Below are 13142 nucleotides of genomic sequence, written 5' to 3' on the forward strand. Positions count from 1 at the left end.
CTTCTATTCTCCCTTCACCTGGCTTGTTCCGCTACGGCTCGAGAGGATCGTATAAATCCTCCGTCACCGTATCCGTTATTTTGATATCCTTTATTCCAACCAGCTCTCCGCTGGCCGTGATAAAAGCGTTTTTCGCCAGGATAGTATTCATTACGTCCTGCACTACTTCTTTTGTCAGACCCTGCTTAGGGTTGGAGAGCGTAATACCCGCCGCTTTACCCCCGCTGGTCCGGAAAGATAATTTTATTATCCGGTTCGTAGAAATTGGCAATCTATTCACCCCCTTCCTGAAATCCCTCCCCAGGTACCCTTTCCCAGGGCCCTTACTCCTCTTCAAGGAGCTGTGAGTTCCTGCTTACGGTGATATCCACTACCTGATCCGCCACTAAACTGAACAACGCCGTGGCGATTTCGTGGAGATCCTCATCCGTAACCGTAGACTTCAATCCGGGGATACTTTTCTTTCTAATCACCGGACTGCCGGAAGGCGTGATCCCGGTCTCACATTTCACAGTCAGAGTTGATGTCAGGGGAATGGCAAGAACTGCCATCCTCCTCACCCCCTTTCTTGCCGTATTGACGACAGGAGCTTGTTTCGCCTGTCCCTTCCAGTCTATGCACCCGATTATCCAATGGTTCCCAAAGTCCTCATAAAGTGGTGGTAATTTTCTTTATTTTTAAATTGGTAGTGATGGCAGGCGGATACACCTTCAGCCTCTTGGTCATATTTTCCATCATCTTATAGGCCGTCTCCCGGTATTCTTCCTTCAGTTGGGGATCGGTGTCCGCTAAACCGGCAAGGGTCTTCAAAAGCCCTTCGTAGGCGTTGAGCATATTGTCCCGGTGAATGGTGAATTGAACATCGGCAATTTTCCGGGCGGAGGGGCTCTCTTCTTTGGCCACGGCCGGCTCCTTTGGCTGCGGGACGACTTTTTCCGGGCGGGCCTCATCTTTTTGCTTGTAGTCCGACACTTCCTGCTCCAGGCCGGCATTCCGGGTGGTTAATTCAGTGATCCTGCTGTCTTTGTCCGCCACTTCTTTTTCGAGCTCAGACTTTTCCCCGATAGCCCGGTCCCTTTCTTCCCGGGCCTGATCTCTTTCCTGGACAGCCTGCTGAAGTTCCACTTTGCTCATGCCGGCCACATCATGTTCCGCCATAAATTGCTCCCGCTCCTCTTCCGGAAGTCCCAGCAGGATAAGGGCCTGCGTATAAGTCAAATTACCAACCGATTGGCAATTTTCATCGCTCTCACTTGAGGTGAGCAGCCTAGGCCCATATTCTCCGTGTAGGCGCATAAGGTTCCCGGCTGTGCTTCGGGAATAGCTCACCGACTCCGCCAGCCATTTCAGCCATTCCCCATGAGGCAGCAGGGCCTTGGCCTCCTTCAGGCGCTTGCCGATCTCCACGGCGCTGACCAGCAGAATTTTACATGTGTGTTGTCTTATAATCAGAATTTCCGCAGCGATATTTGAGGTCGTGCGTTCAGTATTGATCGGATTCATGGTGGTTACCCATCCTTTTTGATGCTTTTCTATAAACTATGTGGTCAAGTTTATAAACGTGAGGATTTGTACACAAAAAAGCCGTTGTCAGCAGACAACAGCTGACAACGGCTTAAAAAGCAAATTAGAGGTCTCCACGATATTCAGCTTTTCAGAATCATCCCGAAGCCATTCCGATTCCTCCCGCCACCATCAATTGCCCCAGTGGCTTTAGTCCCTAAATTCAAGCAATTTAGATGGCTTTATGCGCAGCACGTTCGCAATATTGAACAATACTTCCAATGACATCGTTGTTATCATATTGGGAGCTTCTATCTCGCCAAGATAAGAACGGCTCATCCCGGCTTTTTCCGCAAGTTGGTCTTGAGTCATGCCCTCCCTCTTGCGATAATAGGCAATATTCAATCCAAGAGCTATATATTTATCTCTGTTTTCAAGGGCAATTTTTGTACTTCTGGCCATATGCAATCACCTCAATAAAAGTTTATCGTGCAATGTAGCCTATATACATAAGCTGATTAACTACTATTGACAACTAATAGATAACAATATATAATTAACAGCAAACATATGAACAATATAACGTTCTAAAGGATAGTGATTGTCGTGCCAAACTATAAAGAGATGTATCGTATTCTTTTCCAAGAAACCACAAAAGCAATTACAGCACTTCAAAAAGCACAGCAACTAGCAGAAGAACTGTATATCGCTTACGATATTACGGATAATCTCATTGTTATAGGTAAAGAAGCAGACGATACAAGTGAAGAAGAAACGCATCCCCTGCAAGATTAAATACCTTGTAGGGGATGCTCAATTTAATCCATATTAACCCAAATCCGAACCCTTCGCCAACAGAAATAACCTGTCGTGAACAGTTCAGATTATGTGCGTTTATGTCAATCAATCGTTAAGTGATTCAACCTTAAAAATAACAGGGCGGATACCATCTGTGCAGCATAATATCTGCAGACCATCTTTTTTATTCCAAGGAACATAAGAAGCACCCGCTGACAACGCGTTTACGCCACGATAAATATCAATCCAGGCCCAGGGGCAAAAATTCAGAGGCATTTCAGCACCTCCATCATAGATGAATTCATCACCTACATTTAAAAGCAAACACGGTCCTACCGCAGCACCATCTGTCAGATATTCATCAGCAAATTCAGGATAAAATTCTTTTCTTATAACTGAAATCTTTACTTTTTTCACACGTACTCTCCTTTTGTCCTATGAGCATGCTGTTCCTGCCATTATGTCACATTCTTATACTCTTCGCTGGTTATATTGCTCAACATTCAACACATATTTCCGAAGCTTTTCTATGCCAGTCATTGCCAACTCACCGGCATAATTCAGCTCCAGTTTAGCTAAAATTTTTTCCGAGTAAGTATTTTGGGGGTTAACGGCTGCGGCTATACATTCTAATTTCAGTACGGAAAAACCATAATCCAATACGGCTTTTGCCGCTTCGTAACCGTAGCCCTTATTCCATGAATTTGGGCACAGCCCATATAATAACTCGTTTTCACCCATAACATCACAATACCTAATTCCACAATACCCGATATACATAGTGCTCTCTTTTTCTATAACAGTAAATTCAGAGTTTTGGCCGGAATCCACCCACTCCTCTTGAAACATCTTATATCTTTCTTCATAGGTGTAAGGAGTAATGCCACCTGTATACATCGTCGCCATAGGATCGTTTTTCATCAGCCAATACTCAGCAAAATCTTCTATCATTGGTTTCCTCAGGATTAATCGTTCTGTTTCTATATACATGGCTAACCCCACCTAATATAGATTCTATTTCTAAATATTTCGAGGCAAAATAAGTACCCTTGAATTCAGATTTCTTGACGCATTCTCTCCAAGAATTTTTCTGCCGCTTTCGAAAACACCTGATATTTCTTCCAGACAATATTTAAATGCGCTTCTACCCGTGGCTCCAGTGGCTTAAAAGAAAGACCGCTGGAGCTGGTTGTGTTCACCAGTTTATCCAAACACAGTGCCCTGCTCCGGCAGAATCGGGCACACAGGAACCACCGCCCGCAGAGCAGGATACGCAAACAGAAAGCAATGCCATGCCAAGCTTAGCCCTTCGCATTGGCGACAAAAACTTTAGGGCAACCTTATATGACAACGATTCGACACGGTCGCTGCTGAAGAAGCTACCCTTGACCTTGACCATGGATGAACTGAACGGGAACGAAAAATTCTACTTTTTCTCAGAGAAACTTCCTTCCGCCAGTGAACGTGTAGGGAGTATCAAGACCGGTGATTTGATGCTCTACGGCTCCGACTGCCTGGTGCTATTTTATGAAAGTTTTCCCACTTCGTACAGCTACACAAGGCTTGGCACCGTTGACGATGTGACCGGATTGGCCAATGCTCTGGGGAGCGGCAGTGTTGAAGTGACTTTTAGCATTAACTAAGTAATACAGCCCGCCTGTAGCCTTCCTTTTGATCGGCCACAGGCAGGCATTGCTCTATGAAGCGTTGGAAAGGAATGGGCATATTCATGAAAAAGAAACTATTAGCGCTGCTGATTGCATTCTCTATGCCGGCAATTTTCCTTTTCACAGGCTGTGAACTTGATAAATTTCTAAGGTTCCACTACTATAATCGACTATCTCTGTCGGCTTATATGTACTATCTGAGTCTATGAAACCACGTGACCATTCAAAAACATTTTCAGAATTAGACTCGCTTTTAATATATACCCTGCAGGTATCACCGCTAAATCCTGCACAATGACTATCTTCATTTTGTGTTACAAGCGTAAAGTTTATTGGTGCACTGACTCCTTTAAATGAAAATATCAAATCCTCATAAGCTTCTGCAATCAAATATGTCTGAGTTGGATTTGTATCTGAAAGTTCAAAAGAGATACTTTCTAATAACACAACATCTTTCCTTATTGGACTATCATTAACAAATGATATTGGCGTTGGTAATTCTTGGCTTTCGTTTTCTAATGCCATTTCAACAGCATCACTACTAACCGCAAATGCAACACCTGTACTTAATGTCAATAACAAAATAGCGCAGGCTATGATTACCCCAACTCGCTTTTTGCCTGCATCCATAATTGAAGAAATCCGTTCTTTCATTCCTTTTTTGCCTCCATAAAAACTGGTAGAAAGTGCGGTTTTCACTTTTGATTGATATTGAACCACACCGATAATTGCTTCGCTATACTGCTGGCGCATATCTGCATCTATACTGTGTACCACCTCGGCATCACAGGACATTTCGCATACTGCATCAATCGCCTTTGCCATCAGATATACAAGGGGGTTAAACCAGTGAATCGCTTTTGCAGACAGCACTAAGCACCTATACCATAGGTCTTTGCGCTTGTAATGAACAAGCTCATGATTGAGAATTAACCGAAGCTCATTCTTTGGAAACTTCGTGGTCGGCAGCAGTATTTTGGGTTGGAAAAATCCTATTAGCATAGGAGTGCCAATACTTAAACACTGATCAAGGTTAATTTGCTTTGATATACCTAACTCTGCCTTTAGGTTTTGGAACAGGCTCAATATCTGTTCGTCTGTAATTGTTTCGCACCAGCGCTTTGTCATCTTCATAAAACGATAGTGCTTTACCGTGTGATAGACAAGAAAAGCTATCATTCCGGCCAGCCACACCGCCGCCGCAATTTGCCACCATGACAATAAAATATGAGATACGTCCGAGGATGACAAAGCGCTTTCAACCGGGCCTGCGATCTGTGTTCTGTTGCCTATTTGAATAGTAGGTGTCGCTGTTTCAGTAGGAATTATCTTGACAAAGGGATTGTCAAACTGGGGCCGGAAAGGGATAATCAATCCAATCACAATAATCAACCATGCGTAATACCGCCCCTTAGCGGAATACCGCTTTGCCAGCAATGGCGTAACCGCCATATAAAACAAAGCAATGGCCGACATGGTAATTGAACAGGTTAGAAGCGTGACGATAAAACTTTGCACACTAACCCCTCCGTTTCTTTGCCCATTGGAGCAATTCGTCAATATCCTCGTCAGTTACCGCCTTACCTTCGTATAGTGTATGAACAAGGTCAAGAAACGAATTGTCATGGTACTGCTTCATAAAATTACTTGTTTCAAACTTCAAATAGTCCTCTTTGCTGACCAAAGGATAATAGGTTCGTTCTTTTCCGTTTTTCTCCGTGCGTAAAAAGCCACGGTCTACCAGCCGGAGCAACATGGAAATAGCAGTTTGCACTTTCCACTCTTTTTCATTACCAAGCTGCTCCATAATCATATTGGCTGTAATGGGCGGTTCGTTCGCCCAAATTACCTTCATGATGTCAAACTCCGCGTCCGGTAGTTTTTTCATCGTGCTCATGATATCGCCTCCTTTTAGACAATTGCCTATATTTAAATTATACACTTGCCTAAAATGGATGTCAAGCGTGCCGAAAAATTGCCGCATCCTCTCCTATAATAAGTGACGAATGAAATCAATACTTCCTTATCCTTAGGACCTTCGATAAAGATTTTACAGCCGTCTTAGACAATGAAAACAATCTGATTGCTGGAATGGCTGCTAATGGAGTGCTCCCCAATCTCTTTCAATTGGACTTTCTTTTACCTTTCTAATGAATGCAATATGGAGGAAACGCCTGCAAAAATCAGCGCAGCAATCGGCAAAACCACCCAAGTAATCCCCCAATTGTTGGTAAGAAAGCTCCACCCAAGATAGAACGCCACAACAATCGGCCAATAGACTCCCGCAAATTTTGAGACTCTTTTCGCACGCACCTGCTCTTTCGGCTCGAATTCCCCTTCACGCAACAGCTGATCATAACCGCCTTTGATCGTACCCACGGTGATAAAAAGATATACTGCGACGGAAACAACCGCCAGTAGCAGAGCTGTAAAGCAAGAAAGAGTCATGTTCGAAGCCCTGAATATGCCGGCGACAATAAGCGGGATGGGGCATAAAATACAGAGAACAACACCAAGCGCCGTGCGTTGAACATGTGTTTTTTCAAAAGCCGCCCTTTTTTCCTTTATAATGCCCGACAAACCGTATTCAAGCTCAAAATTGCCATTTTCCAGGTATTCAAAGCGTTCCATCTTCGCACTGCTGATAATGAAGATGGCGACAGCTCCTGCGACCATCAAGAATACCGTCATAATGCCTATGCCGGAGGCAGCTCTTTCAGTTATGGCGATACCCGCCCTCGAGACTGCGGACAACACAATAAGCAAAACCGGAGAGAGAATACACAGTATAGCGCCCAATGCGATCCGGCTTCCATAGTTGGCATTGTTTTTTAAAAAATCGTTCATTTCCTGCAGAGAAACGCGTATATAATTTTCCGTCTCATCTGCACCGGAATACACTGCTGTTTCAAAATCATCTTTTAACAGGTAGTCGGTCGTTACTCCGAAAAGCCTCGCCAGCTCCAGTATCCGATTGATATCCGGTATTGCGGCGGCGCTTTCCCATTTGGATATAGACTGCCTTGATACGTTCATTTTCTCAGCCAATTCTTCCTGAGACCAGCCGTTGCTTTTACGCAATGACAAAATCTTTTCCGCCAAAATCATTTTGAGTTCCTCCTATTCAGCAAATACCATTTGCTATATTGCAGGAAAATCATAACAAAGCCCCTGGTTACATGCTATCAATAGGACTTGGAAATTCCGCAACCATTAGTTGCACTCCGCTAAATAAGGGCTGTTGACCTGTATTATAATCCATGAGGAACAAAGAAATCGGCAAATTTTATATCGGAATTTGCCAATTTCTTTGAAAAGCCCTGAATGCCCAGGTGAAGAAGGACATAGTGGTATCTATAGAGAAAGTAATTACTACACTTCTGATCCAATCGCTTGGGCATATGGTCCATGGACAGGTTGATGTTCACTGTGGCTATTTATTTTTGTTTTAGGAGGGCCTATGGGAAAGAGAGTTTTCTTTTATTTACTCTATGCAGTCTTTTTTATTATCCTTATCCAGTTGGGAATAACCTATAGCTTCGAACTGAAGTCTTTCACCAGTAAAACCTATAATCCGTATCCCGCATGGACTTTTAACATCGCTCTGTCGGTATTAATCGGCTTGCTGCTTGGACTTCCGGAATTTATCCGGAGATATAAGAAACCCGGGAAATGGAGAATCCAATGGGAGAGATTGCTCATTGTCGGGCTTCCGGCCCTGTTCTTTACGTTTTCTCTTTTTATATTTTTTTCATCTCTGGGGAAATATCTGTCTTTGATCCTAAGGCCTTGGGCTTTTGAAAGCTACGGCGTAATCATCTGCGGCATACTCTTCGGCTACACGATGATCATGTCCATGGATAAGAAGGGAGAATCTCCTGCTTCGCTCAAGGGATCGCCAAATCAAGAACATGAAGAAGACAGCTAAATCTTATAACATGTGGCCGAGTTCACAAAATTGAGATTCCAAGTGTTGTTCACAATTAAACCTGAGCTATTGAAATTCACCGCTTAACCGGTTCATATTCTATATGTGATTTTTCATCCGTCGCTTCCAGCCCCATGGGCCAATGCAAAAACATATTGATAGATCGCCTTCCAGGCTTCGTCACAGAAATCAGCTGGTTTTGCATAATCAGCATAAAAAACTTGTCCCGTTTCATGTATGTTCATCATTTCTATACCGCTTACTGCTTGAGCTGTTGCGGAAATTTTACGTTGTCATCAGGTCAGGATAGGTACCTGGGTTAGAGCTAATCAAGCCATTGAATAAACGCCGTTTTATCATTTTTATTATATCCGGCCTGTTCATAAAATTTTAACTCTAATAACCCAATTAAGTCCTTTTCATCTGCTTCTCTTATCTCCATGTACAACACCTCACTAAGGTACCTATTCCTAATGCCGGAAAAAGATTTCTGCTATTGACCCGATATGCATTCTCGAATGTTTCTCAGCAGCTTCCAGACATTATCTCCGTAATTGCTCACCAGCGTAATCACAACATTTGCACTTGGTTCATAGGCAGAAATAAAGCTCACACCAGGATCACGGCCTTGAAAATATGGGCTATGACCGTTGTTCCCCCTCGGTTCCAACCAGATTCCATAACCATAGTATCCTGCTTCTATATTCCCATTATGGCAGCGTAACATTTCCAGAGTTGTTTTCCGGGTCATCAGCTTATACGACCAAAGCGCACCCCAGAATCTTCCGATATCACCTACTGTTGTAAACGCGCCACCTGCACCGGTCCCTTTAACATCTACGCTGTATATATTGGTACGGAATCGGTTCCTTTCTCCATCAAAAATGTAGTTATTGGCGCACTTTGCGGGAAGAGAATCCAGCTCATAATAGCCGGTAGAATCCATTGCGCAAGGGTTAAAGACATTCAGATGAAGGTAGCTGTCAAATGGTTTATTGGTCACAGCTTCAATCATCATTGCCAGCACGACAAATCCTGTATTATTGTATTGAAACTTTGTGCCGCGAGGATACATCATTGGTTTGTCAAGAAACAGCGGCAACACATCCGAATTCGTTCGAATTCTGTAATTGGGAAAGTCTTTCCACAAATCCCCGTACTCGCTCATTACACTTTCGTCGAAGTAATCTGGAATACCGGATGTGTGCATAAGCAATTGCTCAATAGTAATGTTTGTATCAATCTTATGCCAATCCAAGGGAAGAATGTCGCCGAGTGTATCTTGAAGGCGCAATTTTCCGCTTTCAATCAGCTGGAGTATTGAAACGGCGACAAAAACCTTTCCTGCGGAAGCAGTCGCAAATTTTGTTTCAAGCGTATTGGGAATTCGATTTGGAAAATCCGAGTAGCCATATGCCTCTGCAAATATAATTTGTTTATTATTTGAAATTTGGATGCAGCCCCGAAAGCCTTGATCGATCAAAATATGTTTGATACGGTTAATATCCATAGTCTACTTCTCCACCATCAGAAATTTCAGTAGTCGATAAGTCTATCATAGCACACTTTTCCACATAAAAAGGTGGCAAGAAAACTCCACTCAAGCCGCTCATTTTGAAAATAAAGCAGGACCATGTCTGTTCCTGCTTCACTCAATTTAATTCACCAGTCCTTCATAGCTTCGCTTGCCATAGATAATCCAAAAGAACAAGATAGCTTTCCACGATCAGGCAGCGATAGCCTTTAGCCCTTAACGTTACATCCCGTACTAATGGGCATCGCTCAGGCATTTTCGTAAAGCCATACATATGTTTACTCACTAAAAACAACCTTATTCCTTCCGGTGCTTTTGGCTAAATACAGATAATTATCAGCTCTTGTTATTAAATCCTTTTTATTGACATTAGGGGTCGAACAGTATGCTGCGCCAATGCTGACTGTCAGGTTGCCACCCGGCTGTTTATCCTGAAACCTGAAATCATAATCCTCCACAGCCTTTCTGATCTTTTCCGCAGCTATTTCAAACCCTTTCTCTGAGGTATGGCAGCAAATAACGGCAAACTCTTCTCCGCCGTATCTGCATAATATATCAGTCGGATATAATACCCCTTTAACAACCGTAACGATTGTCTGTAAAAGCTCATCCCCCGCCAGATGCCCATTATTATCATTATAATTTTTAAAATAGTCTATATCAAACATGATCAACCCAAAATTATTGACACTTTTTTCTGATTCCAGGCCGTATGCCTGCAGCCTGTTCACGAGGTCAATCTCCTGCTGTAATCTTTCATCAAAAAAATATCTATTATAAGACTGAGTCAGCCAATCCCGGGTTGCCAGACTCTGCAGCCTCTCATTGAGCTGCATAACCTCCTTCAGATTATTTTTATGCTCAGTAATATTCTTTTTTAAAATGATAGTTCCTATGGGATTGCCGCTGACATAAATGGGTGTGATCTCCACCCTATAATAGACAATAGCTTCATTCCTGGGCTTGGAGATTTCAAAGCTCACTTTTTTATGCTCACGAACAGCTTCGTCCAAAAAGCCCTTGAACCTCTTAACATCAAGATCACTATAATTCTTTTTGATTATTGCCATAATGTCGACTTTCCTGGCTACCCCGCTAAAATCGCTTACAAAAGCTTGGTTGTAATCAATGATTTCAAAATCCTCATCAATCACCACGTAGCTGTCAGAAATCAAATCAACAACCGTTTGCAAGGCGATGGGTATTACGTTCAGAAAATCAAACTTAACCGTGGCTATGACAAAAAAGCTGATCGTCACGGCAAAGGCAATATTTTCGATTGCCGTTGACCAATCAAAGATCTTAAATGTGCTGATCGCGTCCATGATCAGCGCAATCATAATGCCAATACATATTAACGAGGATTGTTTGGAGAAAACTCCATAGTTCTTTATGGAAAAAATCACAAGATAGGCCAAGCCAATCCCTATACACAGATAGGAATATATGGTATGTATCGTAAAATAGATACCAAAATTTTGCTTGGAGGGTATCAGGCTAAAGACAGTATAAAACAAGTGATGACTCTGATTGGTAAGCAGCACCCCAATAGAGATGACTGGGACAACAAACAGCAACCCATGCTTCCATGTGAATTTTATTTTGGTTCGGGCAAATATTAACCCGGTAAATAATATGGAAATTGATACAAGAATCGTACCCAAAAAGTACAGCCGCTCGCATATTGCCAGTATCCATGGGACATTGTCAAACGTCATATACAATAGTACTGCGATATTCCATAGGAGAATACTGGCCGTCATACTTAAAACAGCATAATGAATTTGCTTTTTCCGCGTTCTTTTGGCGATTAACAACAAGAAATATAATATCACCAAGGTGGATAAAACCAGCAGCATATTAATGATACTGACATTGTCCAAAGTATACATCCTCCTCATAGATGATCCGGAATGACACTTTGTATCATTTTTTTTCAGTCTAACATAGGGCTATCAAGTGTTCAATGTAAAAAACCAACTAATGATTAGCCTCCTACCCGATTCGTCGGCTCACTTGACTGCCAATATCCTAAAGAAAGCATCCCCGATCGGAGATGCTTTCCCTATATGATCATTCAGCTTAGTTCTTAACACTTTCAATGGGAAAGGTGACCCGCCAACGACCCTCGACTTTCAGACCAGAAGTAACAAAGTCGCCATACAAGGTATAGCCCCCGATTTCATCTTGGGGAAGATCAAAAACGTAATTGCCATAATCAATTCGTCCTGGTTGTTCGTATTGATTGGAAAAAGCGAAGCTATAATTGTGATCAACTCTGTTCCCGTTGCCATCTTTTAAATAGAAAAAGCCGTGATTGTCGTTGTCCAATGGTTCTTTTACGGCTGTTTGAACATGAAGTTTACCCTCAATATAACCTATACCGGTTAGACTAATGCCCTCTACTGAAAACTCGCTCCTAGGGGCTGATGGCGTAAGTGCAATTGGTTTTTGATCACCGCCCACAAACTTTTGGTAATCTAACCCGCCTCCGCCATTAGATGAAACTCTTTGTGTGCTTTCAGCGACATCAACGTCGGAAAGAGCAATCGGCACCAAGATGTCCTTATAATTTTTTTTATGACTTAAAAATTCACGCACAGAAAAGGTTATTTTATCGCCCACAATATTTTGGTTGCCCCATTCTTCAATCGTGATTAAAAAGGTTGCTGTTTTTGTGCCGGCATCATAGTCCACACGCTCACAGTGTGCAGCACTGTCAAAGGGACGGTTTATCGAATAGCTGTCGAACAAATCGATGGTTGCGTCAACACGATTTTGCTCTGTTAAATCCTGCATGGTAATATACACTTCGGCAATGTTGTCATGAATGTATGCTGAAACTACCTCCATTTTAATTCCATTGTCCTCATCAGATTTTTGCACAGTCATAAACAACTGTGCAACCTGTGGGGAAACCAAATACATCAGCTGATATATGGGCTCAACATTGGCAGCTAACACAGGCATTGCCAGTGAAAGACAAAGGCCGATTGATACAAGAGCCACTGCCGGCTTGCGCAATGAATTAAGGGGCTTTTGGCGGCTGCGTGCTTTATCGCGGGTTGTTTGAATTGCTGAATCAACCAGGGTTTCATCCGGTTTGATTTGGCTAAAGAGATTTTTATAATTTTCTCTAAACATAATCGTCCTCCTTAATAACTGCTTTTAATGCTGCTCTTGCTCTTGTCAGCTGAGTGCGAACCGTAGAGTTTTTCCTATTCAATGCTTTGCTTATTTCTTCAATGGACATATCCTCATAATAAAACAAGTAGATAACCCCTCGATATTTGGGCGGCAACTTTTGCAGCTCATAGTATAAGTCCATAGCTTCTTTGGTTTCAAATGCAATATCATCGTCGATTGGCTGAACATTTTTGAACCACGAGCTGCTCCAAAAGCTTTTGGAACAGTTTATGGTTACTCGTATGAACCATGCCTTACGATGTTCTTCCTCATGAAACACAGGCTTTTTTTTGATAAAGCGAAGGAACACCTCCTGGAAAATTTCATCTGCATCGTGCCGTGTTCCCATGCGAGCAAAAGCGAGGCGGTATACCAGATCAGAATACTGCTTAATAATTTTTTCTTCGCAATCGTCCGCACGCAGTGATTGTTTTTCCACTTCATAAGCCTCCCTTCACTACTAACACTTTCGATATATGCAAAAAGCTACAATGAAATCGAAAAAAATTTAGCGTGCTCATGAGCA

17 protein-coding genes and 2 pseudogenes are annotated in these 13142 nt (G+C 42.6%); 3 read left to right on the top strand and 16 right to left on the bottom strand.

Annotated features, from left to right (window positions below; all coding sequences use genetic code 11):
• Positions 1–31: 31 nt before the first annotated feature.
• From DHAF_RS14325 to DHAF_RS14340, 4 genes are all read right to left on the bottom strand, one after another.
• Positions 32–271: a DUF2922 domain-containing protein gene (locus DHAF_RS14325; protein ID WP_015944267.1), complete on the bottom strand. Its 240-nt coding sequence runs from the start codon at positions 269–271 to the stop codon at positions 32–34.
• Between the two features lie 52 nt (positions 272–323).
• Positions 324–551: a DUF1659 domain-containing protein gene (locus tag DHAF_RS14330; protein ID WP_005816046.1), complete on the bottom strand. Its 228-nt coding sequence runs from the start codon at positions 549–551 to the stop codon at positions 324–326.
• Positions 552–648: 97 nt separating this feature from the next.
• The gene (locus DHAF_RS14335; protein WP_005816045.1) at positions 649–1503 is read right to left on the bottom strand and encodes a DUF3102 domain-containing protein; all 855 of its coding nucleotides are present in this window, start codon (positions 1501–1503) and stop codon (positions 649–651) included.
• 210 nt (positions 1504–1713) lie between these two features.
• On the bottom strand, positions 1714–1965 hold the full coding sequence (locus tag DHAF_RS14340) for a helix-turn-helix domain-containing protein (RefSeq protein WP_005816044.1): 252 nt from the start codon (positions 1963–1965) through the stop codon (positions 1714–1716).
• A gap of 144 nt (positions 1966–2109) precedes the next feature.
• Between DHAF_RS14340 and DHAF_RS14345 the strand changes: the two genes are divergently transcribed.
• Positions 2110–2298: a hypothetical protein gene (locus tag DHAF_RS14345; protein ID WP_015944268.1), complete on the top strand. Its 189-nt coding sequence runs from the start codon at positions 2110–2112 to the stop codon at positions 2296–2298.
• A 108-nt stretch (positions 2299–2406) separates the two neighbouring features.
• Here DHAF_RS14345 and DHAF_RS14350 read toward each other — a convergent pair whose 3' ends face one another.
• The 3 genes and pseudogenes from DHAF_RS14350 to DHAF_RS25210 form a co-directional block, all read right to left on the bottom strand.
• Positions 2407–2718, bottom strand: a complete 312-nt coding sequence (locus tag DHAF_RS14350) for a TIGR04076 family protein (protein ID WP_015944269.1) — start codon at positions 2716–2718, stop codon at positions 2407–2409.
• Between the two features lie 54 nt (positions 2719–2772).
• Positions 2773–3291 carry a GNAT family N-acetyltransferase gene (locus tag DHAF_RS14355; protein ID WP_015944270.1) on the bottom strand — a complete coding sequence of 173 codons (519 nt, stop codon included), beginning with the start codon at positions 3289–3291 and terminating at the stop codon, positions 2773–2775.
• A 65-nt stretch (positions 3292–3356) separates the two neighbouring features.
• Positions 3357–3521 (bottom strand): annotated as a pseudogene (locus DHAF_RS25210) (LysR family transcriptional regulator); the annotation flags it as partial.
• A 72-nt stretch (positions 3522–3593) separates the two neighbouring features.
• Here DHAF_RS25210 and DHAF_RS14365 point away from each other — a divergent pair.
• Positions 3594–3944, top strand: a complete 351-nt coding sequence (locus tag DHAF_RS14365; protein WP_015944272.1) for a cyclophilin-like fold protein — start codon at positions 3594–3596, stop codon at positions 3942–3944.
• Positions 3945–4088: 144 nt separating this feature from the next.
• Here the strand turns inward: DHAF_RS14365 and DHAF_RS14370 are convergent, their stop codons facing one another.
• The 3 genes from DHAF_RS14370 to DHAF_RS14380 form a co-directional block, all read right to left on the bottom strand.
• Positions 4089–5486 (bottom strand): M56 family metallopeptidase, encoded by a 1398-nt coding sequence (locus DHAF_RS14370; protein ID WP_015944273.1) that lies wholly within the window; start codon positions 5484–5486, stop codon positions 4089–4091.
• Between the two features lies 1 nt (position 5487).
• The gene (locus DHAF_RS14375; RefSeq protein WP_011459856.1) at positions 5488–5865 is read right to left on the bottom strand and encodes a BlaI/MecI/CopY family transcriptional regulator; all 378 of its coding nucleotides are present in this window, start codon (positions 5863–5865) and stop codon (positions 5488–5490) included.
• A gap of 242 nt (positions 5866–6107) precedes the next feature.
• Entirely contained in the window at positions 6108–7076 is a 969-nt protein-coding gene (locus DHAF_RS14380) for a helix-turn-helix domain-containing protein (protein ID WP_005816030.1), read from the bottom strand.
• 352 nt (positions 7077–7428) lie between these two features.
• On the opposite strand from DHAF_RS14380, the gene DHAF_RS14385 reads away from it, so the two are divergent.
• On the top strand, positions 7429–7896 hold the full coding sequence (locus DHAF_RS14385) for a hypothetical protein (protein WP_005816029.1): 468 nt from the start codon (positions 7429–7431) through the stop codon (positions 7894–7896).
• A 125-nt stretch (positions 7897–8021) separates the two neighbouring features.
• Here the strand turns inward: DHAF_RS14385 and DHAF_RS25215 are convergent.
• From DHAF_RS25215 to DHAF_RS14405, 6 genes and pseudogenes are all read right to left on the bottom strand, one after another.
• Positions 8022–8126, bottom strand: a pseudogene (locus DHAF_RS25215) (TIGR04076 family protein); the annotation flags it as partial.
• Positions 8127–8389: 263 nt separating this feature from the next.
• Complete coding sequence (locus tag DHAF_RS14390; protein WP_015944275.1) at positions 8390–9406, bottom strand: serine hydrolase domain-containing protein; 1017 nt, start codon at positions 9404–9406, stop codon at positions 8390–8392.
• A 163-nt stretch (positions 9407–9569) separates the two neighbouring features.
• Positions 9570–9716 carry a hypothetical protein gene (locus DHAF_RS25910; protein WP_157135369.1) on the bottom strand — a complete coding sequence of 49 codons (147 nt, stop codon included), beginning with the start codon at positions 9714–9716 and terminating at the stop codon, positions 9570–9572.
• Complete coding sequence (locus DHAF_RS14395) at positions 9709–11322, bottom strand: histidine kinase N-terminal 7TM domain-containing diguanylate cyclase (protein ID WP_242659886.1); 1614 nt, start codon at positions 11320–11322, stop codon at positions 9709–9711. The genes DHAF_RS25910 and DHAF_RS14395 overlap by 8 nt, the downstream gene beginning before the upstream one ends.
• Before the next feature lie 190 nt (positions 11323–11512).
• Complete coding sequence (locus DHAF_RS14400) at positions 11513–12574, bottom strand: DUF4179 domain-containing protein (RefSeq protein ID WP_015944279.1); 1062 nt, start codon at positions 12572–12574, stop codon at positions 11513–11515.
• Positions 12567–13055, bottom strand: a complete 489-nt coding sequence (locus DHAF_RS14405; protein WP_005816021.1) for an RNA polymerase sigma factor — start codon at positions 13053–13055, stop codon at positions 12567–12569. The genes DHAF_RS14400 and DHAF_RS14405 overlap by 8 nt, the downstream gene beginning before the upstream one ends.
• Between the last annotated feature and the right edge of the window lie 87 nt (positions 13056–13142).

Origin of the sequence: Desulfitobacterium hafniense DCB-2 (assembly GCF_000021925.1) — a bacterium.
Lineage (GTDB): Bacteria > Bacillota > Desulfitobacteriia > Desulfitobacteriales > Desulfitobacteriaceae > Desulfitobacterium > Desulfitobacterium hafniense.

Excerpts from the sequence above, each read along its gene's own strand:
- DHAF_RS14365 (WP_015944272.1), top strand. The coding sequence starts at position 3,594 with ATGCCAAGCTTAGCCCTTCGCATTGGCGACAAAAACTTTAGGGCAACC.
- DHAF_RS14400 (WP_015944279.1), bottom strand. The coding sequence starts at position 12,574 with ATGTTTAGAGAAAATTATAAAAATCTCTTTAGCCAAATCAAACCGGAT.
- DHAF_RS14355 (WP_015944270.1), bottom strand. The coding sequence starts at position 3,291 with ATGTATATAGAAACAGAACGATTAATCCTGAGGAAACCAATGATAGAA.
- DHAF_RS14385 (WP_005816029.1), top strand. The coding sequence starts at position 7,429 with ATGGGAAAGAGAGTTTTCTTTTATTTACTCTATGCAGTCTTTTTTATT.
- DHAF_RS14390 (WP_015944275.1), bottom strand. The coding sequence starts at position 9,406 with ATGGATATTAACCGTATCAAACATATTTTGATCGATCAAGGCTTTCGG.
- DHAF_RS14380 (WP_005816030.1), bottom strand. The coding sequence starts at position 7,076 with ATGATTTTGGCGGAAAAGATTTTGTCATTGCGTAAAAGCAACGGCTGG.
- DHAF_RS14340 (WP_005816044.1), bottom strand. The coding sequence starts at position 1,965 with ATGGCCAGAAGTACAAAAATTGCCCTTGAAAACAGAGATAAATATATA.
- DHAF_RS14375 (WP_011459856.1), bottom strand. The coding sequence starts at position 5,865 with ATGAGCACGATGAAAAAACTACCGGACGCGGAGTTTGACATCATGAAG.
- DHAF_RS14395 (WP_242659886.1), bottom strand. The coding sequence starts at position 11,322 with ATGTATACTTTGGACAATGTCAGTATCATTAATATGCTGCTGGTTTTA.
- DHAF_RS14335 (WP_005816045.1), bottom strand. The coding sequence starts at position 1,503 with ATGAATCCGATCAATACTGAACGCACGACCTCAAATATCGCTGCGGAA.
- DHAF_RS14330 (WP_005816046.1), bottom strand. The coding sequence starts at position 551 with ATGGCAGTTCTTGCCATTCCCCTGACATCAACTCTGACTGTGAAATGT.